This is a genomic window from Pantoea eucrina, assembly GCF_020079945.1.
Taxonomy (GTDB): Bacteria; Pseudomonadota; Gammaproteobacteria; order Enterobacterales; family Enterobacteriaceae; genus Pantoea; species Pantoea eucrina.
Map to the genome: position 1 here is coordinate 1,675,673 of NZ_CP083448.1, position 21,215 is coordinate 1,696,887.

Below are 21,215 nucleotides of genomic sequence, written 5' to 3' on the forward strand. Positions count from 1 at the left end.
CGCGTATCCCGGCGGGAACGCGCCTTTTTTTATTGATGCGGCGGCGGATCGCTGATGGGTGGCACATCGGGATCGTGCGGCGGCTCCGGCTCCGGAATGGGCTGCGGCTGCGGAACAGGCTCCGGAATCGGCACCGGGTCGGTTGGGATCGGTTCACTGGCGTGGATAGCTTGCATCGCTTTCTCCTGTTGCGGAACGTACTTTAAGCGTAGGAAAGCTTTGCTGAACAAGCCAGCATAAAAAAAACCGGCCCTGGGGCCGGTGTCAGAGGAATTAACTGTGCTATGCAGTAATTCGCAAACAGGAAGTAAGACAATATGGAGTACAACGCCCATCGCCTGACGTTGCATTCACCTGCGAAAGAGAGTGTGCCGCGATTTTCCGCAGGGTGAGTTGATATCGATCAGCTTTTCCCGCTTTTGCTATAGCCATTTGCGTTTTTTCAGCCATACCGCCACGCCCCCGACCATCAGCAGCAGGATCAGACAAAACAGCAGAAAACCGTGCTGCCAGTTACCGCCCGGAATGCCACCGAGGTTGACGCCAAACAGTCCGGTAAGAAAGGTCGCAGGCAGAAAAATCATCGCCATCAGTGACATGGTATACGTCCGGCGGTTCATCGACTCCGCCAGCAGCGAGGCGACCTCGTCAGCGAGGATGCCGGTGCGCGCCACGCCGGCGTTGAGATCGTCCAGGCCGCGGCCCAGACGGTCCGCCACGTCCTGCATGCGTCGCCGGTCGTCGTCACTCATCCACGGGAGTTTCTCGCTGGCCAGTCGCGCATAGACATCACGCTGCGGTGCCATATAGCGGCGCATGACGATCAGCTGCTTGCGCAGCAGCGCCAGCTCGCCTCTGGCCGGCACCTGCTGATCCATCAGCGCATCTTCCAGCTCAATAATCTTGTCATGCATATCTTCAATGAATTCGCTGGCGTGATCGGTCAGCGCGTCGCAGACATCCACCAGCCAGCTGCCGCCGTCTGCCGGGCCATTACCATGCTGCAGCTCATTGAGCACTTCATCTATCGCGTTGACTTTGCGGCGGCGCGTAGAGACGATCAGTTTGTCATTGATGAATACGCGCATCGCCACCAGCTGATCGGGACGCGAGTCGGCGTTGTGGTTCACGCTGCGCAGCACAATCATAAAGCCGTCGCCAAGCCGCGTGACGCGCGGCCGCATACTGTCGCCTGCCAGCGCATCGCGCACGGCATCGGGGATCAGCGGCGTATTCTGCAGCCACTCCGCGCTCTGGCGCTGCGCGTAATTCAGATGCAGCCAGCAGTGGCGCTCGCAGTGGATGATATCGTCATCTTTAATCGCGATAACGCCACCTTTGCCATCAAACTGACAGGCAATAATGGCATCTGATACCTGTAATGCTTTCCCTTCAATAACGTTCACGTCCCCACTCCACGCTCTCAATCAACAGGCTACAGTCTAGCGCCGCGCCTTTCAGTTGCAATCGCGCCGGTGTATGCAAACGTGACGCAAGGTACTCAGTGCTTTTCAATCCACAACTCGCGGCTGTAAGCCACATCTTCCGGGTTGGTGATGGGATAGCCTTTTACCCACGGTTTTATCAGGCGGCCGTTTGTATATTGATATAGCGGTGCGATGGGTGCCTGGTCGGCAATGATCTGCTCCGCTTTGTTGTAATCTGCATTGCGCGCCTGCACGCTGGTTTCGGTACTCGCTTTCGCCAGTAGCGCGTCATACTCCGCGCTGTTGAAACGCGCAATATTCCCGCTGTGGCTGGCCGTCAGCAGACTGAGAAAGGTAGAGGGTTCGTTATAATCACCGACCCACGAGGCGCGGATCACATCAAAATTTCCGCTGTTGCGGCTGTCGATATAGGTTTTCCACTCCTGGTTTTGCAGCGTAACCTCTGCGCCCAGAGTCTTTTTCCACATCGAGGCGACGGCGATAGCAATTTTCTGATGGCTTTCTGAGGTGTTATAGAGCAGCGTCAGATGCAGCGGCTTAGCTGGACCGTAGCCCGCTGCCGCGAGCAGCGCTTTCGCCTGCGCATTCAGCTCCTGCTGGCTATGCTGCTGCAGATAGCTCTGCTGTGACGTAAAACCGGCCGTCACATCGGGAGTGAAATGCCACGCCGGCTTCTCGCCGGTCCCCAGCACCTTCTCCGCAATAATGCGGCGATCGATACTCCACGAAAGCGCTTTACGCACGCGCACATCAGCCGTCGGTCCTTTCTGCGTATTAAAGGCGTAGTAGTAGGTCCCGAGCTGGTCAGGGGTATAGACCTCACCCGGCAGACTCTTTTTCAATAGCGCAAACATATTTTTCGGGAATGATTCGGTGATATCGATATCCCCGGCGCGATAGCGCTTGGTGGCGCTGGACTCCTCATTGATGGGCAGAAAGGTCACCTGCGTCAGCACTGAATGTTTGTCGTCCCAGTAATGTTTATTGCGCACCAGAACAATCTTTTCGTTTACGACCCGCGTTTGTAACTGATAGGCGCCATTTCCCACCAGCTTGCCCGGCGCGGTCCACGCGTCACCTTCAGCCTGGATAACTTTTTGCGGCACGGGAAACAGCGCGGCATTAGCCATCATGGCTGGCAGCCACGGCACCGGTCGTGACAGCGTCACTTTCAGATGGGTGGCATCGGTGGCCGTTACGCCCAGTTTCTCCGGACTCATGCTGCCTTTGGTAATCGCTTCCGCATTTTCAATACCGCTCAGCGCCGCAAACCAGGCAAAAGGCGAACTGTTTTTCGGATTGACCAGACGCTGCCAGCTGTAGACAAAATCCTGCGCAGTGACCGGGCTGCCATCTGACCAGCGCGCATCTTTGCGCAGCGTAAACAGCCAGATTTTATTGTCATTACTGCTCCAGCTCTCAGCGACGCCGGGCACAATCTGGCCTTTTGCATCCTGACTGGTGAGGCCTTCAAACAGGTCGCGCATGACCTGAATTTCCGGCAATCCCACGGCTTTCATGGGATCAAGCGAGGCGGGTTCATCTTTGATGTGGCGAACAATTGTCTGCTGGCTGGCGAGCTGCGCGCCCGCCGGTATCTCAGCAGCAGTAGCCGGGAAAAACGTGCTGCTGACGATCAGCGCCAGCGCCGTGGGGAAAAACAGAGGCTTCATCATCACTCCTTAACAGAAAAAAGGGCGACCTGAAGTGCGTAATGTCGCCAGCAACTCCGGCAACTGTAACGCAAATTGCTGATTGGTATGTAGCTATTTCCCGGTTTGCTGTTTACCGTTAATGTAGTGCCGGACAGGCGCGCGCCCCGCTCGTTTGCAGAGCCGCTCACAGGAGAGCCTGATATGTCATTTCATCACCCGCGACCGCAGCGCGGTCAGCTTGATGCGGTCTGGCAGCAGTATGGTCGCTCGGCGCTCGGCGCCCCGCTGCTCTGGTTTCCGGCGCAGTCAGCTGATGAAGAGAGCGGACTGATCATCGCCGGCACTCACGGCGATGAGAACGCCGCAATCGCCACGCTTTCCGCCGCGCTGCGGACGCTGCCAGCCTCCCTGCGCCGCCATCATGTCATTCTGGCCGTGAATCCGGACGGCTGTCAGCTCGGGCTGCGCGCCAACGCGCGCGGCGTCGATCTCAACCGTAACTTTCCCGCCGCTAACTGGCAGCGGGGCGATACGCACTACCGCTGGAACAGCGCCGCTGACGCACGCGATGTGGTGCTCTCTACTGGTGAGAAGCCCGCTTCCGAACCCGAAACCAGCGCGCTGTGCCAGCTGATCCATCAGCTGCAGCCGCGCTGGGTGGTCTCATGGCATGAACCGCTGGCCTGTATCGACGATCCCCATCACAGCGCGCTGGCGCGCTGGCTGGGTGAGCAGACCGCATTGCCGGTGGTAAGCAGCGTGGGATACGCCACGCCGGGTTCTTTTGGCAGCTGGTGCGCCGATCTGGGGCTACTCTGCATTACGGCGGAAATGCCGCCGATTTCCGTTGATGAGGCGACCGAACGCTATCTTGAGGCGATGATTAATCTGCTGCGCTGGCAGGCGCCGCATTAAGTGTGCCATAGCTGAATGAGAGCGCGGGATCGACATCTGCTGCCAGCCAGGTCGGGCCATCCAGATCGGTGAAGGCGGCCTGTGAAACCAGCGGCAGCGCGGCCCGGATAGCGCGCGAGGTACAGAGCATACAGCCCAGCATCAGCGTAAATCCCTGCTCACGCGCGGTAGCGGCCAGCGCCAGCGCCTCTGTCAGGCCGCCGGTTTTATCCAGCTTGATATTGATCATCTCGTAGCGCCCCGCCAGTTCCGCCAGGCTGTCGCGCGTATGGCAACTCTCATCTGCGCAGATCGGCAGCGGATGGACAAAATTTGCCAGCGCAGCATCCTGCCCGGCGGGCAGCGGCTGCTCCAGCATCGCAATATTGAGATCCGCCAGCAGCTGACAGCGTGCCGCCAGCCCTTCCGCTTCCCAGGATTCATTTGCGTCGATAATCAGGGTCGCTTCCGGCACCGCGCTGCGGATCGCTACCAGCCGCTCACTGATCAGATGATTATCCATTTTCACTTTGAGCAGCTTTGCACCATGCTGCCACAGCGCCAGCGCGCTGCTGGCCATCGCTTCCGGCGTATCGATACTGATGGTGCGCGCCGTGGCTACCTGCCCGGCCAGAGGGCGATCGCACAGCGCGGCCAGCGTCTGCCCATGCTGCTGGCGTTCCAGATCCCAGAGCGCACAATCAATGGCATTGCGCGCCGCACCCGCCGGCATCGCCTGCTGCAGCGCGCTTCGGGTTAAGCCCTGCTGCAGCGCGGGCAGCTGAGCGGCAATCTGCGCCAGCACTGAGGCCTCGCTCTCACCATAACGGGCATACGGGGTCGCTTCTCCGGTGCCTTTAATACCATTCTCTTCAATTTCCACCACCACAACCTGCGCTTCCGTCCGGCTGCCGCGCGAGATAACGAACGGCGAATGCAGTGGCCAGGCTTCAGGATAACTCTTCACTGTTCTCATTTTTACACCTTAAAATTGTGCGCCTGATGTGAAGCTGAGCGATTATTGTAAGAAAGGTAATCGTAAACCCCTAAAAATTATGGCATAAACTTTAACGGTTTTCGTAAAGTCGCGCGCTGCGCTGACTTTTCATTTAAAAAGGAGATTGTATGTCACAGAACGTTCACTTTCAGGGTAATCCTGTTCCGGTTGCCGGCCACTTCCCGCAGGCAGGCGAGCAGGCGCAGCCTTTTACGCTGGTCACTAAAGATCTGGCTGATGTTTCGCTGGCAGACTATGCAGGAAAGCGCAAAGTGCTGAACATCTTCCCGAGTATCGATACCGGCGTCTGCGCCGCCTCGGTTCGCAAGTTTAACGAGCGCTCCGGTGATACCAGCAACACCGTGGTGCTCTGCATTTCAGCTGACCTGCCGTTTGCCCAGTCACGCTTCTGCGGCGCGGAGAACGTCGCCAATGTGGTCACGCTTTCCGCTATGCGCGGCTCTGAGTTCAAAGAGAATTATGGCGTCGCTATCTCTGACGGCCCGCTAAAAGGCCTGACCGCCCGTGCGGTAGTGGTGCTTGATGAGAATGACAAGGTGCTTTACAGCCAGCTGGTCAATGAGATCACCGAAGAGCCCGATTACGATGCAGCGCTGGCCGCGCTGAAGTAAGTTGCTCATAAAAAAACCGTCCTTATGGGACGGTTTTTACTGTTCAGAACAGGCCAGCGCAGCTACTCGCTCTCTCCGCGCTTCTGCCCTAATCCATATTCACGCAGTTTATTGGCAATCGCCGTGTGCGATACGCCCAGACGTTTGGCCAGCTTACGCGTGCTGGGATAGGAGAGATAGAGCCGGGTCAGTACCGAACGCTCAAAGCGGCCGGTGATCTCATCCAGCGATCCCTCCAGCGCCTCTTCACCCAGCGACACATCCAGCGCCTGCTCCGGCAGCACGATATCCTGCGGACGCAGCTCATAACCTTCCAGCTGCGTCATGGCCCGATAGAGCGTGTTTTTCAGCTGCCGGACATTGCCCGGCCAGCTGTAGCGCGTCAGGAACGGCAGCAGCTGCGGTGACAGGCGCGGGCGCGGCAGCCCCTGCTCATCGGCAAAACGCGCCACAAACATCTCTGTCAGCGGCAGAATATCAAGCGGACGCTCGCGCAGCGGCGGCAGATTCAGCGTCAGCACGTTGAGCCGGTAAAAGAGATCCTCGCGGAACTCCCCGCGCTGTACCATCTCAATCAGGTTCTTTTGCGTGGCGCAGATCACCCGGACATCAACATGCACTTCATGATCTTCGCCTACGCGGCGAAAGGTCCCGTCGTTGAGAAAACGCAGCAGCTTGGTCTGCATACGCGGCGACATCTCACCGATTTCGTCCAGCAGCACCGAGCCGCCGCTGGCCTGCTCAAAAAAGCCCTTTTTCCCCTCCAGCGCGTTGGGATAGGCGCCGGCCGCGTGGCCAAACAGCTCGCTCTCCGCCACGTCGTCCGGAATCGAACCGCAGTTGAGCGCGAGAAACGGTTTTTTACCGCGTGCGCTGCGCAGGTGGCAGGCGCGCGCCAGCATATCTTTGCCGGTGCCGGTATCGCCCACAATCAGCAGCGGCGCATCGTGCATCGCCAGTTTACGCGCCTGCTCAATGACCTGACGCATTTTAGGCGTCACCGCCACGATATGGTCAAACTCGGACTCATCCGTGACGCTGAGATTCTGCAGCTGACGTCCCATACGCGCCGTGGACTTCAGCGTGATCATTGCGCCCACCGGGTTATCGCCCTGCTCATCGCTGTCTGCAAGGTAGATGGGTCGCGCTTCCAGCAGAAAGTCACGCCCCTGAATCACCACATGCTGGGTCTGCGCCTCTACCCGTTCGCTCTCCAGCCAGCGCTGAAAATTAACGCCGCCAATCAGTGACGCCACGCTGTGATTGCGGATTTTCTGCTCATCCAGCGCAAACAGATGCTGCACCGCCGGATTGGCCAGCTCAATTTTGCCTTTAAGATCGATAGAGAAGACCGGCTCCGGCATCGCCACCAGCAGCGCGCTGAGCGCGCGATGTTCGCGCTCAGAGGGCAGATATGCCACGGTACGCACGTCGGTGACGCCGGGCGTGCGCCGGATCTCTGCCATCAAATTGCTGAAAGCGTCAAACTCCAGCGCAGAAAAGCTGAGATAGATGCGGCCCTGCGGGGCAATTTCGATGCCGCGTAAATCGATATTGCGGGCGACCAGCAGGTCGAGCAGTTCACGCGCCAGACCGATTCGGTCATGACAAAAAACTTCCAAACGCATGGCAGTAAGCCTTAGTCAGGTTTTGATTTCAGAGATAATACGCTAACTTGCAGCACCCCAGAAGGGCTGTGTCATGAAAAGTTGACAGTGCAGCACAGATTCCCCTTTTCGCCGGGTCAGACAGAGCTGCTTATGCCGGGAAGAAACGAAAAAGGCAACGTTTACGTTGCCTTTTAGCATGGGAGCAGAATGAAAGTGACAGGAACGTTGATTATTTAGCACTCTGCTCTGAGGCGGAGCTGCCTTTTGCCAGCGAGGTTTTAAGCTGGCTCACCAGGTCGCGGCGGAAGTCGCCAAGGCGGGGTTTATCCTCTTCCAGCCACGGCAGCGGACGGCACAGCTCCATCGCTTTTATGCCCAGCCGCGCGGTCAGCAACCCGGCACCGATACCCTGTGCGGCACGGGCTGAAAGACGCGCCGCGATATCCTGCGACATCCAGTCCATCCCCACTTCGCGCACCAGTTCGGACGCGCCGGCAAAGGCCATATTGAGCAGCACCAGACGAAACAGACGGATACGGCTGAAATAACCCAGTTCGATGCCGTAAATCGCGGCGATACGATTCACCAGCCGCAGATTACGCCAGGCGATAAACGCCATATCCACCAGCGCCAGCGGGCTGACGGCAATCATCAGGGTCGATTCCGCGGCGTGGCGGCTGATTTCACTGCGCGCCTGGCGATCGAGTACCGGCTGCACCAGCTGTGCGTAGAGCGTGACAATCTCGCGATCGTTATGCGTCTCATGCAGCGCGGCATACCAGCGCTGCAGCGCCGGATGCGCCTGATCGAGCCGCGCCTGCTGCGCGAGATTTTCACAAAAGGCGCGTGCTTTGCCGATGCCGTGACTCTGCAGCAGGTCACGCGCCACATCGCGCGATTCTGCGCGCTGGCGCAGCCGCCACAGACGCCGCCACTCCGCAATCAGTGCGCCGGCGCCAGCCAGCACAATCAGCCCGCCTGCCGCCCCGCTGCCCAGGGCAAACCAGTCGCGCGCCTGCCACGCATCGTGCATAAACTGTACGCCCTGAGCCAGCACGCTCACGGTGAACACCGCCACGCCCGCAGCGGCTATTTTACGCCACAGGCTGCGTTTAGGTCGCAGCGCCGCCTCCACCATCTTTTCACCGGCGCCTTCAGGCAGCGGATCTGCCCCGGTCGCTGCGACAAAATCGGCGGTTTTTACGTCAAAAGTCTGCGCAGCACGCAGCGGTGGCTGCGCATCGCTGCTGAGCGGACGGGCAAAATCGATTCGCGCTTTTAACGGCGTCTCATCACTCATCGCAATTTATCTCCCAGTAAAAATTCCAGCGCGGCATCCATGCGGATATGCGGCAGAGGCCGATCTATATCCAGCGATTGCGGCCGGAATTGCTCAAACTGAAACCCCTGCTGCTGCCAGAAGCTGTTCCCCGGCAAACGGGGCGGCACCTCACCCGGATAAACGGTGAGCGGCTCACCATCTGTCAGCCGCTCACCGCGCAGTGCCGGCAGCTTCTCGCCCCGGTGATCCACCAGGCCGCTTTCGGTAGCCTGTATAGCGGCCAGTCCGAGGCAATCCATGCTGATACCTTCAAATGCGGCGTTCTGCCAGGCATCCTGTACCAGCTGCTGCAGCAGCGACACCATATTGGCGTGCTGATCGGCGGTGATGTGATCGGCTTTCGTCGCGGCAAACAGCAGCTTGTCTATCACCGGGGAGAAGAGGCGCCGGAACAGGGTCCGCTGACCGTAATGAAAACTCTGCATGAGCTGAGTCAGCGCCAGACGCATATCATTAAACGCCTGCGGCCCGCTGTTCAGCGGCTGCAGACAGTCCACCAGCACAATTTGCCGGTCAAAACGCAGAAAATAATTTTTATAGAAGCCTTTCACCACGTGCGAACAGTAGTAGTTATACCGCTGCTGCAGTACGGCAAAATTACTGCCGGCCGGCGCCTGTGCCAGTTTGCTCACAGCCTGCTCATCCGCATCGGGCCACGGGAAAAACTGCAGCGCCGGTGCGCCCGCCATCTCGCCCGGCAGCACAAAGCGGCCCGGCTGAATAAAGTGCAGCCCCTGGCTTTTGCAGTGGTGCAGATAATCTGTCCAGGCGGCGGCAATCTCTGCCAGCTGGTTTTCATTAGCGGGTGCCAGCGGATCGAGGTTATGGCAGAGCTCACGCCAGCGGGCTGACCATTTCTCTCTGTCGCCCTGCAGCAGTCCGCGCATCTGCCGCGACCAGCTGACATAATCCTGCGCCAGCATGGGCAGATCGAGCAGCCATTCACCGGGATAGTCAACGATCTCAAGATAGAGCGTGGCGGTATCTTTGAAGTGACGCAGCAGTGAGTTATCAGGCCGGTAGCGCAGCGCGAGGCACATTTCGCTGACGCCGCGCGTTGGGGTGGGCCATGCGGGTGGCGCGCCGTAGAGCTGAGCCAGCCCTTCATCATAGGTAAAGCGCGGCGTACCGAGCTCGCGCTGCGGCACGCGCTTGACGCCAAGTAAACGCTCTTCGCGTACCACTGAAAACAGCGGCAGGCGCGCGCCGTGATGGACGTTCAGCAGCTGATTGACCAGCGAGGTAATAAACGCGGTCTTGCCGCTGCGGCTCAGTCCGGTGACCGCCAGGCGCAGATGACGATCCACGCCGCGGTTCATCAACGCGACAAGTTCATTTTGCAGTTTTTTCATCGTTCTCCCTGATGAATCGCGCTGACAGACGGCGAAACGCCCTGCTCAGCAGCGGTTCCAGGGCGGCCGCCAGCAACAGGCGCAGCGGACGGCGCGCCACCGATTTAACAGCCCAGCCGGCGAGCCCGCCGGGACCATATGTTACCGCACTGATAATGATGAATTTTCCGGCCGACTTCAACGCAGGCGTTGCGCGACGGCGCAGAGCAGTCATTCGCTGAGTGTGCATAAATCCCCTTATGAGTTGAGATGCGGACCCGCGAGGGTCCGGGGATCAGAGCTGACGAAAACGGCTGCGCACGCTGAAGGTTTCAGAGGTCACGTAACGCTCTACATCGCGAACGCTGCGCTCATCCTGGCTCAGGGTCAGCGCCAGCTCATCCAGCAGTTCACGGGCCGTTGGCTGCTTCTGATCCGGCAGCGTGGCCGGTTTCTCATCCAGCACATAGCCGAGAATAAAATAGGCGGTCACGGTGATCATAAACAGGCCAAAGAACAGTGACAGCACGACGATGACGCGCAGCAGACGCACCGGTATGTCGAGATATTCCGCTACGCCGGCACACACGCCGCGTACTTTGCCCTGCTGCGGAATGCGCCAGAGTTTGCGATCGCCTGTCATGGCTGCCTCCAGTTTGGATGCTCCGCATCAAGAATCGCTTCCAGCGCCTGAACGCGTTCGCGCATACGTTGCGCTTCCTGCGTCAGCTGCTGCAGCCGCTGCATATCATTATTCGACAGTTCACCTGCGCTGCGCCGGTTGCTGTAATGCAGCCATAACCAGATGGGTGCGACAAACAGCACAAAAATTGTCAGGGGTATGGCAAGAAAAAGTGCGCTCATTGACTCTCCTTAATCATCTACACCGTTTCAGCCGGGCCCGAAAACGGGCCCGGACGCGATCACTCACCGCGGTTCATTCTGGCTTTCAGTGCGGCGAGCTGCTGGCTGATTTCATCATCAGCTTTCAGCTCCGCAAACTGCTGATCCAGCGTTTTTGATTTACCAAAGCGCTGGCTTTCCGCTTCAGCTTCCATATGGTCGATACGACGCTCAAAGGATTCAAAGCGCGCCATCGCATCATCAATTTTGCCGCTGTCGAGCTGACGACGAACATCGCGTGATGAGGAAGCAGCCTGATGGCGCAGCGTCAGCGCCTGCTGGCGGGCGCGGGTTTCGCTGAGCTTGTTTTCCAGCTCACCGATCTCGCCTTTCATACGCTCCAGCGTCTCATCCACCTGCGTTGACTCCTGCTGCAGCAGGCTAATCAGATCGGTAAGTTTCTGTTTTTCAATCAGCGCAGAGCGTGCCAGATCCTCTTTCTCTTTGCTGATAGCCAGCTCCGCTTTTTCCTGCCACTCCGACTGCTGGACTTCAGCCTGTTCAATACGGCGCAGCAGCTGCTTTTTCTCAGCCAGCGCGCGTGCAGAAGTTGAACGTACCTCAACCAGCGTGTCTTCCATTTCCTGAATCATCAGGCGTACCAGTTTCTGCGGATCTTCTGCGCGCTCAAGCAGCGAGTTAATGTTAGCGTTTACGATGTCAGCGAAACGAGAAAAAATACCCATAATGATGTTCCTCAATATTGTCATGTATATGGTCGGGACGCCTGTACTGCTTACAAGATGCGTGCCAACTTTTAAGTGGCTGATTTTATTGACTGCGCTGGGTTTACATTCCTGCTGCGAAAGGCCAGAATGATTAAATTACATAACTATTGGTGAAATTCATCATGGCTAATGGCAACGATAACCTGCTGGGTGAGTCGAATAATTTTCTTGAGATGCTGGAGCAGGTGTCTCAGCTGGCACCGCTGGAAAAACCGGTGCTGGTGGTAGGTGAGCGCGGCACCGGTAAAGAGCTGATCGCCAGCCGGCTGCACTATCTGTCTGAACGCTGGCAGGGCCCTTTTATCTCGCTTAACTGTGCGGCGCTTAATGAGAGCCTGCTCGACTCTGAGCTCTTCGGGCATGAGGCGGGCGCTTTTACCGGCGCGCAGAAGCGTCATCTTGGCCGCTTTGAGCGCGCCGACGGCGGCACGCTGTTTCTTGATGAACTGGCGACCGCACCGATGCTGGTTCAGGAGAAGCTGCTGCGCGTAATCGAATATGGCCAGCTGGAGCGCGTTGGCGGTAATCACGCGCTGCAGGTTAATGTACGCCTGGTCTGCGCCACCAATGAAGATCTGCCCGCGCTCGCTGCTGCCGGAAAATTCCGGGCGGACCTGCTGGATCGTCTCGCCTTTGATGTGGTGCAGTTACCGCCGCTGCGCCAGCGACGCAGCGATATTCTGCTTATGGCAGAGCATTTTGCTATTCAGATGTGTCGCGAGCTGCGTCTGCCGCTGTTTCCCGGCTTCAGCGAACGTGCGCAGCGGGAGCTGCTGGATCACCGCTGGCCCGGCAATGTGCGCGAACTGAAGAATGTTGTGGAGCGTTCCGTGTATCGTCACCGCAGCACCGAAGAGCCACTGGACATGATCATCATCAATCCGTTTGCTTCACGTGCTGCTGATTCAGCAGAGCCGCAGCGCCCTGCCGAATCAGCAGCCCTGCCCGCGCTGCCGCTCGATTTGCGCCAGTGGCAGTATCAGCAGGAGCGTGCGCTGCTGGAAATGAGCCTGCAGCAGGCAAAGTTTAACCAGCGGCGTGCGGCCGGGCTGCTGGGTGTGACCTATCATCAGCTGCGGGCAATGATGAAAAAGCATGATGTTGAAGTGAAAGAGCTACCCTGAGTCTCCTATACGGAGGCTCAGGACGTTTGCGGCAGATGTCTGACCGCTTTCACTTTCATTATTCGCTTACGGCTTTTGCGTTCTGCAGGCAGATAGATCATTTCAGCTTTCTCTTCAGGCGAAGTCTTCTGCTTTTTTCTGCTGCCGGATTTTACTACCAGCGGCAGAAATGACGCTGTTTCCGCCGGAATCAGGCACTCCAGGCACAATTTAACGCCACGATAATTTGTCTGTGAAACGGAAAGTGCCTGCTCTTTTGAATAACAACTGCCAATAAAAGTGCGCGCGTCGGCCGCAGGCAAATGCAGGCAATCAGCGCGATGCAACAAAAATCCACTCAGCGCATGATCGCTGACAAAATACTTTACAGGTTTAAGCATGAAACGTATTAAATAGCAGCAACAGTTATCATTAATTGCTGTCATTATTCCTTTAAATACTCAGGAGGGAAAACGCAACTTTATCATCTGACATAAACAGGATAAACACCTCAACGCAATTTAAGAAAAAAGCGATTTATTAAATATTTAACGCAGTTTAGAAAAAATTTAAATCGGCTCACAACGAACTAGTTTCTTGATATTAAAAAACGGAAACCTCATATTCCTTCTGCTGACAGATTATTCCTGGTTCAGCCGGCCGCCTTTCTTTTCAGGTAGTGGCATTGTATGATCTCTATGCGCTATCATAAGCAGTCACCGCTTTCCGCCTCATAGGATCTTATTCGCTGTTCATGCGCTACATTATTAACCACACCATAATTTATGACGCTAAGGCGAAAACCCTGTCTCACCGCGATGATGCTGATAACAGAATAAGCCTTACACCCGGCTCTGTCGCTATTTTACTCGATTTTTTCATCTCATATCCGGATCAGATATGGACCAAATCAGAGCTCGGTCAGCGGGCACTCGATCACTCTCCTTATTCCGGCTCAGAAGCCAATGTGAACAAAAGCCTGAGCCTGCTGCGGCGTTATCTCAGCGACCTGGGCGCTGAACGAGAGGTGCTTGCCACCGTGCCGCATCAGGGCATTATTTTCAGCGCTGCAGTAACAGAATATCCCGCGTCGGCAACCGATTCACTTGCGTCAGCAAAGAGACCGCCAGCGCTGCACAGATGCCGGTTTCTGCTGCCGGCCTCGATTCTCCTGCTGATAATAATTACAGCCGTCATTGCTTCATTTTTAACGACCAGACCGGGCTGCATTACTATTGAGCGTGGCGATCGGGGCAGCCTCAGCAGCCTCAGAGAGAAACTGGAGGACTTTGCGCCCTGCCAGCGTCCCGCAGTGACTATTGATGGTATCCGCGACAGCAAACTGTCTGGCCAGCGCTATTCTATGATTGCGGTTTGTCCGCAGGATGATCGGCAATGTATCAACTATATCGAAAAATAATGCGCTCCCCTCTGCATCTCAGCCTGCTGGCTCTGTTTCTCCTGCTGACCACCGGCGTTGTGGTCAGGCTTATTATCAGTGCGAATACATTTCCGGAGATGAAGCAGTGCACTGCCACGATTACAGAAAGTATGGCTTCAGCTTCTGTACAGGCGCGTTTTTCACGCGTGGTAACGATTCTGCATCAGCAGGGGTTTGCTCACGATACCGGGACAGTAACCGCAAACGGTAAGCAGTGGCGCTATAATCGCTTTTATACTTTTACTCTGGCAGCAGTAGAAGGAGATACTTTCAGACTTACTCTCGCCTCGGGCAATAAATCATTCGATGATGCCGTGCCCGATGCAATAATGCATCGCCTGCGTCCTGAAACGGGAAGGCAAACGCACATCACCCGAATCGAGCAGGTGGCTCCCGGCGTCTGGTTATTCTCTGGTCTCGCTTTCCCGCTTTATGCCTGCAGGGTCTCTGAGCCGCACTAAGCCGATCGTTTTCCGACGCTAATTTACGCGCTGAAAATGTGATACAAAGTTTGCGCGCAGACTTAAATGCTTCAGAAGATGATTCAGTTAGAGTTTAATGTGTAATAAAAGGTAAATACCTTACCTTTATTCCGAAGTCGTGCACCGTACGCCATCATTCATTTCAAGCAGATTATTCATTTTTCATGCCCTGAATTGCACGTCGGGCATAAGTTGATAGCGAGCCTGAGCGATGATTCTGATTACGGATGATATTTTCTTTCAATGGGGGTTTGAACAACTCTACCGCGATAATGATTATCTGAGCCATTTCCCACTGCTTATTATGGATGATGGTATCAGTAACCTTTACTTTCTTGATGCAAGACCTAACAGCGGCGGTCACTCTCTGACGGGAGATGCGGTTGCACTGTTTCTGGAGCGCCTGAAAATTGTTGTACCGCGTAATACGGATATTGAGCGCCTGCGTGATTTGCTACAAAAATTTCAGCGCGGAGCTTTCTGGCACATTTCAGTTTCTACCGGTCAGAAACGCGTTCTGCTTGATACCGGCCGTGGAATGAGTGAGGAGATGTCACGCTGCAGAATGGGAGTAGATTATAAAACCTGGTTTAATTTTAAAAACGCCGCATTCAGCCGACTGGGCATCAAAAATAATGCGGCCTACCTGAAAGCTATTTCGGTCTGGCGTGCCGGCGCGCAGGAGATCTTCTGCCGGGAAATAATCCGTTTACGTCTTGAAGAATCAGGTTATATCCGGCGCAGTCGCTGTTTTTCGGAGCGCTATTTTAGCAGTCAGCCTTACTATATAGCAGGCTGATTGCTTTCTGCCGTACATGATTTTTAATAACCGTCATACCCTATGAAATTTATTTTAACGATCGGTTTTATTTTGACCTGCTGTTTTATTTCCATCCTGTTCTGCCTGACCTGATATTATCTTTCCGCAGGAGCGTGGCGCAGACAAAACAGTCCCTTTTTTTCAAACTGACTGGCGTGGCAGCAAGGCGGCAAGTGAAGCGGAGACCGGGAGCATACATCAGTATGTGACCGGTTCTGCTGAACGCAGCCAACGCCGCTGCCGCGCCAGTCAGGAAGAAAAAAAAAGCCCGCACAGGGCGGGCAACATAATACTGGAAGCAATGTGAGCAATGTCGTGCTCTTCTCCGGCAGAGCCACCGGTGAAGCGCAGGTGAATAATAATCATTCCTATTATCATCTGTAAAGCTTTATTGAGAATTTTTCTCATTCCCACACAGTTATTGCGCCTGTTTTTTGGGCGATATGGCTGTTATTGCTGCTGGCGTGCCGGGGAGTTTGGGAACTCTTACCGGTTTGCGATACACTCTGGCTATTGCCTCAGAATCGTTGAGTTCTATGCTAAAAATTCTCTTCTCGCTGCTGCTGAGTTTCAGCGCTTTGAGCGCGTCTGCTGCGCCTGCGGAATCGATCCGTCAGACCGGCTTTGTCTATTGTGTAAACGGCAGCGTTAACACTTTTAACCCGCAGATGGTCAGCAGCGGCCTGGTGGTTGATACCCTGGCCGCGCAGCTCTACGACAGACTGCTGGACGTTGACCCTTACACTTATCGTTTAATACCCGATCTGGCGCAGAGTTGGGAAGTGCGCGATAACGGCGCAACCTACCGGTTTCATCTGCGGCGGAATGTCTCTTTCCAGCATACCGCCAGCTTTACGCCCCGCCGCACGCTGAACGCCGATGATGTGGTATTCAGTTTTGCGCGGATGTTTGACCGGCATCATCCGTGGCATAATGTTAACGGCGGCAGCTATCCCTATTTTGACAGCCTGCAGTTTTCCGACTCCGTCCAGAGCGTCAAAAAGCTGGATCGCTATACCGTGGAGATCCGCCTGAACGCGCCTGACGCCTCTTTTTTATGGCATATCGCTACCCACTACGCGCCGGTACTGTCACAGGAGTATGCCGCGCAGCTGGATGCCAAAGGGCAGCAGGAGAAGCTGGATCGCGAACCGGTGGGCACCGGTCCCTATCAGCTGAGCGAGTATCGTACCGGGCAGTATCTGCGCCTGGCGCGTAATCCCTGGTACTGGAAGGGCGTACCGCGCCTGCAGCAGGTGGTGATTGACCTGGGCGTTGGCGGCACCGGCCGTCTGTCAAAACTGCTGACCGGCGAGTGTGACGTACTGGCTTATCCGGCGGCGAGCCAGCTCTCGATCCTGCGCGACGATCCGCGTTTGCGCATGACGCTGCGCCCCGGCATGAATATCGCTTATCTGGCGTTTAACACCCGTAAAGCGCCGCTGGACCGGCCTGAAGTGCGGCACGCGCTGGCGCTGGCAATCAATAATGAGCGCCTGATGGAGTCCATTTATTACGGCACGGCGGAAACTGCAGCGTCTATCCTGCCGCGCGCCTCGTGGGCCTATGACAGCGACGCCCGCGTAACGGAATATAATCCGGACAAATCGCGCGCGGCGCTGAAAGCCCTCGGCATCGAAAACCTGACGCTGCGTCTGGTGGTGCCAACCACCTCCATGTCCTGGAACCCCAGCCCGCTTAAAACCGCCGAGCTGCTGCAGGCGGATCTGGCGCAGGTCGGCGTTAACGTTATTATCACCCCGGTTGAGGGCCGCTTTCAGGAAGCGCAGCTGATGGCGATGAACCACGATTTAACCCTGAGCGGCTGGGCCACCGACAGCAACGATCCTGATAGCTTCTTCCGTCCGCTGCTCAGCTGTGCGGCGATCCGTTCCCAGACCAACTATGCTCACTGGTGTTCCCCGGCGTTCGATGAGTCTCTGCAGCGCGCCCTGCTCTCTCAGCAGCTCTCCGCGCGGATTGAAAGCTATGACCGTGCACAGCAGCTGCTTGCTCAGGAGCTGCCGGTATTGCCGCTCGCCTCTTCACTGCGCGTGCAGGCGTACCGGCACGATATTCAGGGGCTGGTACTGAGTCCGTTTGGCAACGCCTCTTTCGCCGGCGTACATCGTGATGAGCAGAGCGGAGAGTAACCGATGATTATCTATTTACTGCGCCGTTTGCTGCTGCTGGTGATCACCCTGTTTCTGCTGTCGCTGGTGAGCTTCAGCCTGAGCTATTTCACCCCAAACGCGCCGCTCGAAGGCGCGTCGCTTCTCGATGCGTGGTGGTTCTGGACCCAGGGTTTGCTGCAGTTTGATTTTGGCGTCTCCAGCATTAACGGGCTGCCGGTTGATCTGCAGCTGCGTGAAGTCTTCCCCGCCACGCTGGAGCTGTGCGTGCTCGCGTTTATGCTCGCGCTGCTGGCCGGTATTCCGCTCGGTATCTGTGCCGGGGTCATGCGTAAAAAATGGCCGGACAGAGCGATCAGCGCGCTGGCGCTGCTGGGCTTTTCCATGCCGGTATTCTGGCTGGCGCTGCTGTTTACCCTGTTTTTTTCACTAACGCTCGGCTGGCTGCCGGTATCGGGTCGATTCGACCTGCTTTATCCGGTGCAGAATGTCACCGGGTTTGCGCTGATCGACGCCTGGCTGAGTCCGTCGCGCTGGCGTCATGAGATGCTGCTGAGCGCGCTGTCACATATGGTGCTGCCGGTGATCGTGCTCGCCGTGGCACCCACCACCGAAGTGATCCGGCTGCTGCGCATCAGTACCAGTGAAGTGATGGATAAAAATTATGTTAAAGCGGCGGCTACCCGCGGCCTGTCGCGCTTCACCGTAATCCGCCGTCACGTGCTGCATAACGCCCTGCCACCGGTGATCCCGCGGCTGGGACTGCAATTTTCGACCATGCTGACGCTGGCGATGATCACCGAAGTCGTTTTCAACTGGCCGGGTCTGGGACGCTGGCTGATTAACGCCATCCGCCAGCAGGATTATGCGGCCATTTCCGCCGGCGTAATGGTGGCGGGCGGGCTGGTGATTATCGTCAGCGTTCTCTCTGATATTCTTGGCGCCGCCCTGAACCCGCTAAAGCACAAGGAGTGGTATGCCCATCGATAACGTTTACGCCGAGAAGCGGCTGCCAAGCACGCTGCGCCTCAGCTGGCATCACTTCTACCGCGATACGGGCGCGATGATCGGCCTGTATGGCTTTGGCACGCTGCTGCTGCTCTGCCTGTTTGGCCGGCTGATCGCGCCGTATGGCATCGATCAGCAGTTTCTGGGCTATCAGCTGCTGCCGCCCTCCTGGTCACGCTACGGCGACGTCTCATTTTTCCTCGGCACTGACGACCTGGGCCGTGATGTGCTGAGCCGTCTGCTGAGCGGCGTGGCGCCGACGGTGGGTTCCGCGCTGGTGGTGACGCTGCTGGCCGCGCTGGCCGCGCTGCTGCTGGGTATTCTGGCGGGCATGACGCGCGGCGTGCGTTCCGCCGTGATGAACCACGTTCTGGATACGCTGCTGTCAATTCCGTCACTGCTGCTGGCGATTATCGTGGTTGCTTTTCTCGGGCCGCAGCTGGCGCACGCCATGCTGGCGGTGCTGCTGGCGCTGATCCCGCGGCTGGTACGGGAGATCTACACCGCCGTGCACGATGAGCTGGAGAAAGAGTATGTTGTGGCGCTGCGTCTGGACGGCGCCCGCAATCTCAGCATTCTCTGGAACGCGGTGCTGCCCAATATCCTGCCGCTGCTGATTGGTGAGTTTACCCGCTCACTGTCGATGGCAATCCTGGATATCGCCGCGCTGGGCTTCCTGGACCTGGGCGCACAGCTTCCTTCGCCGGAATGGGGAGCGATGCTGGGAGATGCGCTGGAGCTGATCTATGTTGCGCCCTGGACGGTGATGCTGCCGGGTGCGGCGCTAATGATAAGCGTCCTGATTGTTAACCTGCTGGGCGACGGTATCCGTCGCGCGGTTGAGGCGGGAGCTGAATAATGCCGCTACTGGATATCCGCAATCTGACGATTGAGTTTATGACGCCCGAAGGGCCGGTCAAGGCGGTGGACCGCATTAACCTGACGCTGAGCGAGGGAGAGATCCGCGGGCTGGTGGGGGAATCAGGCTCCGGAAAAAGCCTGGTGGCTAAAGCGATCTGCGGCGTAACGAAAGATAACTGGCGCGTTACCGCCGATCGTATGGTGTTTGACGACATCGATCTGCAGCGTCTTTCGCCGCGCGAACGGCGTAAAATCATGGGGCACAATGTCTCGATGATTTTTCAGGAGCCGCAATCCTGTCTCGATCCCTCGGAGAGCGTCGGCCGCCAGCTGATGCAGGCGATCCCACGCTGGACGCATAAGGGCCGCTGGTATCAGCGCCTGTGGTTCTGGCGCAAAGCACGCGCTATTGAATTACTGCACCGGGTAGGTATTCGCGATCACAAAGATATTATGCGCAGCTTTCCCTACGAACTTACCGAGGGTGAGTGTCAGAAAGTGATGATAGCGATTGCGCTGGCAAATCAGCCGCGCCTGCTGATTGCCGATGAGCCGACTAACGCCATGGAGCCTACCACCCAGGCGCAGATATTTCGCCTGCTGAGCCGCCTGAACCAGAATAACAACACCACGATTCTGCTGATCAGCCACGATCTGCGCACCATGAGCAAATGGGCTGACCGCATTAACGTGATGTATTGCGGACAGACGGTGGAGACCGCGCAGAGCGAAGAGCTGATGAGCACGCCGCACCACCCCTACACGCAGGCGCTGATCCGCGCGATGCCCGATTTTGGCAGCGCGCTACCGCACAAAAGCCGTCTGAACACGCTCTCCGGCGCGATTCCGTCGCTGGAGCATCTGCCGATTGGCTGCCGGCTCGGCCCGCGCTGCCCCTACGCGCAGCGCAAATGCGTTGAAACGCCGCGCCTGACCGGCAGTAAATCGCATCTGTTTGCCTGTCACTTTCCGCTTAACCGGGAGCGTCAGTAATGGAAACCCTGCTGGAAGTACGCAACCTGAGCAAAACCTATCGCTATCGCACCGGGCTGTTTCGTCGCCAGCACGTCGAGGCGGTAAAAAATGTCAGTTTTACGCTGCGTGAAAAGCAGACGCTGGCAATCATTGGCGAGAACGGCTCCGGCAAATCCACGCTGGCCAAGATGCTGAGCGGCATGGTGGCTCCCAGTGCCGGTGAAATGCTGATTGACGATCATCCGCTGAGCTATGGCGACTACGGCTATCGCAGCCAGCGCATCCGGATGATTTTTCAGGACCCGTCGACCTCGCTGAATCCGCGCCAGCGCGTCAGTCAGATCCTCGACCTGCCGCTGCGTCTGAACACGGAGCTGGATGATGAGGCGCGCGAGCAGCGTATTATCAGCACGCTGCGTCAGGTCGGGCTGCTGCGCGACCATGCAGGATACTATCCGCATATGCTGGCGCCGGGCCAGAAGCAGCGCCTGGCGCTGGCGCGTGCGCTGATTCTGCAGCCCAAGGTGATCGTGGCCGATGAGGCGCTCGCCTCGCTGGATATGACCATGCGCTCTCAGCTGGTTAACCTGATGCTGGAGCTGCAGGAGAAACATGGCATCGCCTATATCTACGTCACGCAGCATCTTGGCATGATGAAACATATCAGCGATCAGGTGCTGGTGATGCATCAGGGTGAAGTGGTTGAGCGCGGCGGCACCGCAGATGTTTTAGCCTCGCCGCTGCATGAGCTGACCAAAAGGCTCATCGCCAGCCACTTTGGTGAAGCGCTGACCGCTGAAGCCTGGCGGCGCGCGCTCTGAATGCCGCCCGTCTCGCGGAAAACGCGGTGCGG

The 21,215-nt window shown here is 57.0% G+C and carries 23 protein-coding genes; 11 read left to right on the forward strand and 12 right to left on the reverse strand.

The window, feature by feature from the left end; translation table 11 throughout:
• Nucleotides 1-29 precede the first annotated feature (29 nt).
• The 3 genes from ynaL to LAC65_RS07840 all read right to left on the reverse strand — a co-directional run bounded on the left by ynaL (nt 30) and on the right by LAC65_RS07840 (nt 3,121).
• Nucleotides 30-176, reverse strand: coding sequence for a proline-rich small protein YnaL (ynaL, locus tag LAC65_RS07830; protein WP_166713867.1), 147 nt, complete (start codon nt 174-176; stop codon nt 30-32).
• Between the two features lie 246 nt (nt 177-422).
• On the reverse strand, nt 423-1,406 hold the full coding sequence (gene zntB / locus LAC65_RS07835) for a zinc transporter ZntB (protein ID WP_039384477.1): 984 nt from the start codon (nt 1,404-1,406) through the stop codon (nt 423-425).
• A 95-nt stretch (nt 1,407-1,501) separates the two neighbouring features.
• A complete protein-coding gene (locus LAC65_RS07840; protein ID WP_039384478.1) occupies nt 1,502-3,121 on the reverse strand; it encodes a peptide ABC transporter substrate-binding protein in 1,620 nt (539 codons plus the stop codon).
• A 183-nt stretch (nt 3,122-3,304) separates the two neighbouring features.
• Here LAC65_RS07840 and mpaA point away from each other — a divergent pair, with 183 nt between their 5' ends.
• Nucleotides 3,305-4,018: a murein tripeptide amidase MpaA gene (gene mpaA / locus LAC65_RS07845; RefSeq protein WP_039384479.1), complete on the forward strand. Its 714-nt coding sequence runs from the start codon at nt 3,305-3,307 to the stop codon at nt 4,016-4,018.
• On the opposite strand, the gene ycjG is transcribed toward mpaA, so the two are convergent.
• A complete protein-coding gene (gene ycjG, locus LAC65_RS07850) occupies nt 3,987-4,973 on the reverse strand; it encodes an L-Ala-D/L-Glu epimerase (RefSeq protein ID WP_039384480.1) in 987 nt (328 codons plus the stop codon). The two genes, mpaA and ycjG, sit on opposite strands and share 32 nt — an antisense overlap.
• 149 nt (nt 4,974-5,122) lie before the next feature.
• Here ycjG and tpx point away from each other — a divergent pair, with 149 nt between their 5' ends.
• Entirely contained in the window at nt 5,123-5,626 is a 504-nt protein-coding gene (gene tpx / locus LAC65_RS07855; protein WP_039384481.1) for a thiol peroxidase, read from the forward strand.
• A 62-nt stretch (nt 5,627-5,688) separates the two neighbouring features.
• Here the strand turns inward: tpx and tyrR are convergent, their stop codons facing one another.
• The 7 genes from tyrR to pspA form a co-directional block, all read right to left on the reverse strand.
• On the reverse strand, nt 5,689-7,254 hold the full coding sequence (tyrR, locus tag LAC65_RS07860) for a transcriptional regulator TyrR (RefSeq protein ID WP_039384482.1): 1,566 nt from the start codon (nt 7,252-7,254) through the stop codon (nt 5,689-5,691).
• A 211-nt stretch (nt 7,255-7,465) separates the two neighbouring features.
• Nucleotides 7,466-8,536 carry a YcjF family protein gene (locus LAC65_RS07865; RefSeq protein WP_039384483.1) on the reverse strand — a complete coding sequence of 357 codons (1,071 nt, stop codon included), beginning with the start codon at nt 8,534-8,536 and terminating at the stop codon, nt 7,466-7,468.
• Nucleotides 8,533-9,930, reverse strand: a complete 1,398-nt coding sequence (locus tag LAC65_RS07870; protein ID WP_039384484.1) for a YcjX family GTP-binding protein — start codon at nt 9,928-9,930, stop codon at nt 8,533-8,535. The genes LAC65_RS07865 and LAC65_RS07870 overlap by 4 nt, the downstream gene beginning before the upstream one ends.
• The gene (pspD, locus tag LAC65_RS07875; RefSeq protein WP_039384485.1) at nt 9,911-10,159 is read right to left on the reverse strand and encodes a phage shock protein PspD; all 249 of its coding nucleotides are present in this window, start codon (nt 10,157-10,159) and stop codon (nt 9,911-9,913) included. Before pspD ends, LAC65_RS07870 begins: the two co-directional genes overlap by 20 nt.
• Before the next feature lie 45 nt (nt 10,160-10,204).
• Nucleotides 10,205-10,552: an envelope stress response membrane protein PspC gene (gene pspC / locus LAC65_RS07880; protein ID WP_039384486.1), complete on the reverse strand. Its 348-nt coding sequence runs from the start codon at nt 10,550-10,552 to the stop codon at nt 10,205-10,207.
• Nucleotides 10,549-10,773 carry an envelope stress response membrane protein PspB gene (gene pspB, locus LAC65_RS07885; protein ID WP_039384488.1) on the reverse strand — a complete coding sequence of 75 codons (225 nt, stop codon included), beginning with the start codon at nt 10,771-10,773 and terminating at the stop codon, nt 10,549-10,551. Before pspB ends, pspC begins: the two co-directional genes overlap by 4 nt.
• 59 nt (nt 10,774-10,832) lie before the next feature.
• A complete protein-coding gene (gene pspA / locus LAC65_RS07890) occupies nt 10,833-11,498 on the reverse strand; it encodes a phage shock protein PspA (protein WP_039384491.1) in 666 nt (221 codons plus the stop codon).
• A gap of 164 nt (nt 11,499-11,662) precedes the next feature.
• Between pspA and pspF the strand changes: the two genes are divergently transcribed.
• Entirely contained in the window at nt 11,663-12,664 is a 1,002-nt protein-coding gene (pspF, locus tag LAC65_RS07895; protein ID WP_039384493.1) for a phage shock protein operon transcriptional activator, read from the forward strand.
• A 17-nt stretch (nt 12,665-12,681) separates the two neighbouring features.
• On the opposite strand, the gene LAC65_RS07900 is transcribed toward pspF, so the two are convergent.
• A complete protein-coding gene (locus tag LAC65_RS07900) occupies nt 12,682-13,089 on the reverse strand; it encodes a hypothetical protein (protein ID WP_039384496.1) in 408 nt (135 codons plus the stop codon).
• Nucleotides 13,090-13,397: 308 nt separating this feature from the next.
• Between LAC65_RS07900 and LAC65_RS07905 the strand changes: the two genes are divergently transcribed.
• The 8 genes from LAC65_RS07905 (at nt 13,398) to sapF (ending at nt 21,183) form a co-directional block, all read left to right on the forward strand.
• Complete coding sequence (locus LAC65_RS07905) at nt 13,398-14,063, forward strand: winged helix-turn-helix domain-containing protein (RefSeq protein WP_039384497.1); 666 nt, start codon at nt 13,398-13,400, stop codon at nt 14,061-14,063.
• On the forward strand, nt 14,063-14,545 hold the full coding sequence (locus LAC65_RS07910) for a hypothetical protein (RefSeq protein WP_039384499.1): 483 nt from the start codon (nt 14,063-14,065) through the stop codon (nt 14,543-14,545). The genes LAC65_RS07905 and LAC65_RS07910 overlap by 1 nt, the downstream gene beginning before the upstream one ends.
• 232 nt (nt 14,546-14,777) lie before the next feature.
• Nucleotides 14,778-15,365 (forward strand): hypothetical protein, encoded by a 588-nt coding sequence (locus tag LAC65_RS07915; protein ID WP_039384502.1) that lies wholly within the window; start codon nt 14,778-14,780, stop codon nt 15,363-15,365.
• A 557-nt stretch (nt 15,366-15,922) separates the two neighbouring features.
• Entirely contained in the window at nt 15,923-17,539 is a 1,617-nt protein-coding gene (gene sapA, locus LAC65_RS07920; protein WP_039384504.1) for an ABC transporter substrate-binding protein SapA, read from the forward strand.
• A gap of 3 nt (nt 17,540-17,542) precedes the next feature.
• The gene (sapB, locus tag LAC65_RS07925; RefSeq protein WP_039384506.1) at nt 17,543-18,508 is read left to right on the forward strand and encodes a putrescine export ABC transporter permease SapB; all 966 of its coding nucleotides are present in this window, start codon (nt 17,543-17,545) and stop codon (nt 18,506-18,508) included.
• On the forward strand, nt 18,495-19,385 hold the full coding sequence (sapC, locus tag LAC65_RS07930; RefSeq protein ID WP_039384510.1) for a putrescine export ABC transporter permease SapC: 891 nt from the start codon (nt 18,495-18,497) through the stop codon (nt 19,383-19,385). The genes sapB and sapC overlap by 14 nt, the downstream gene beginning before the upstream one ends.
• Entirely contained in the window at nt 19,385-20,380 is a 996-nt protein-coding gene (sapD, locus tag LAC65_RS07935; RefSeq protein ID WP_039384513.1) for a putrescine export ABC transporter ATP-binding protein SapD, read from the forward strand. The genes sapC and sapD overlap by 1 nt, the downstream gene beginning before the upstream one ends.
• Nucleotides 20,380-21,183: a putrescine export ABC transporter ATP-binding protein SapF gene (gene sapF / locus LAC65_RS07940; RefSeq protein ID WP_039384515.1), complete on the forward strand. Its 804-nt coding sequence runs from the start codon at nt 20,380-20,382 to the stop codon at nt 21,181-21,183. Before sapD ends, sapF begins: the two co-directional genes overlap by 1 nt.
• Nucleotides 21,184-21,215: the final 32 nt, after the last annotated feature.

Bases quoted from the DNA above. Each gene is read 5' to 3' on its own strand.
- ynaL (WP_166713867.1), bottom strand. From the start codon at position 176: ATGCAAGCTATCCACGCCAGTGAACCGATCCCAACCGACCCGGTGCCG.
- LAC65_RS07840 (WP_039384478.1), bottom strand. From the start codon at position 3,121: ATGAAGCCTCTGTTTTTCCCCACGGCGCTGGCGCTGATCGTCAGCAGC.
- mpaA (WP_039384479.1), top strand. From the start codon at position 3,305: ATGTCATTTCATCACCCGCGACCGCAGCGCGGTCAGCTTGATGCGGTC.
- ycjG (WP_039384480.1), bottom strand. From the start codon at position 4,973: ATGAGAACAGTGAAGAGTTATCCTGAAGCCTGGCCACTGCATTCGCCG.
- tpx (WP_039384481.1), top strand. From the start codon at position 5,123: ATGTCACAGAACGTTCACTTTCAGGGTAATCCTGTTCCGGTTGCCGGC.
- tyrR (WP_039384482.1), bottom strand. From the start codon at position 7,254: ATGCGTTTGGAAGTTTTTTGTCATGACCGAATCGGTCTGGCGCGTGAA.
- LAC65_RS07865 (WP_039384483.1), bottom strand. From the start codon at position 8,536: ATGAGTGATGAGACGCCGTTAAAAGCGCGAATCGATTTTGCCCGTCCG.
- LAC65_RS07870 (WP_039384484.1), bottom strand. From the start codon at position 9,930: ATGAAAAAACTGCAAAATGAACTTGTCGCGTTGATGAACCGCGGCGTG.
- pspD (WP_039384485.1), bottom strand. From the start codon at position 10,159: ATGCACACTCAGCGAATGACTGCTCTGCGCCGTCGCGCAACGCCTGCG.
- pspC (WP_039384486.1), bottom strand. From the start codon at position 10,552: ATGACAGGCGATCGCAAACTCTGGCGCATTCCGCAGCAGGGCAAAGTA.
- pspB (WP_039384488.1), bottom strand. From the start codon at position 10,773: ATGAGCGCACTTTTTCTTGCCATACCCCTGACAATTTTTGTGCTGTTT.
- pspA (WP_039384491.1), bottom strand. From the start codon at position 11,498: ATGGGTATTTTTTCTCGTTTCGCTGACATCGTAAACGCTAACATTAAC.
- pspF (WP_039384493.1), top strand. From the start codon at position 11,663: ATGGCTAATGGCAACGATAACCTGCTGGGTGAGTCGAATAATTTTCTT.
- LAC65_RS07900 (WP_039384496.1), bottom strand. From the start codon at position 13,089: ATGACAGCAATTAATGATAACTGTTGCTGCTATTTAATACGTTTCATG.
- LAC65_RS07905 (WP_039384497.1), top strand. From the start codon at position 13,398: ATGCGCTACATTATTAACCACACCATAATTTATGACGCTAAGGCGAAA.
- LAC65_RS07910 (WP_039384499.1), top strand. From the start codon at position 14,063: ATGCGCTCCCCTCTGCATCTCAGCCTGCTGGCTCTGTTTCTCCTGCTG.
- LAC65_RS07915 (WP_039384502.1), top strand. From the start codon at position 14,778: ATGATTCTGATTACGGATGATATTTTCTTTCAATGGGGGTTTGAACAA.
- sapA (WP_039384504.1), top strand. From the start codon at position 15,923: ATGCTAAAAATTCTCTTCTCGCTGCTGCTGAGTTTCAGCGCTTTGAGC.
- sapB (WP_039384506.1), top strand. From the start codon at position 17,543: ATGATTATCTATTTACTGCGCCGTTTGCTGCTGCTGGTGATCACCCTG.
- sapC (WP_039384510.1), top strand. From the start codon at position 18,495: ATGCCCATCGATAACGTTTACGCCGAGAAGCGGCTGCCAAGCACGCTG.
- sapD (WP_039384513.1), top strand. From the start codon at position 19,385: ATGCCGCTACTGGATATCCGCAATCTGACGATTGAGTTTATGACGCCC.
- sapF (WP_039384515.1), top strand. From the start codon at position 20,380: ATGGAAACCCTGCTGGAAGTACGCAACCTGAGCAAAACCTATCGCTAT.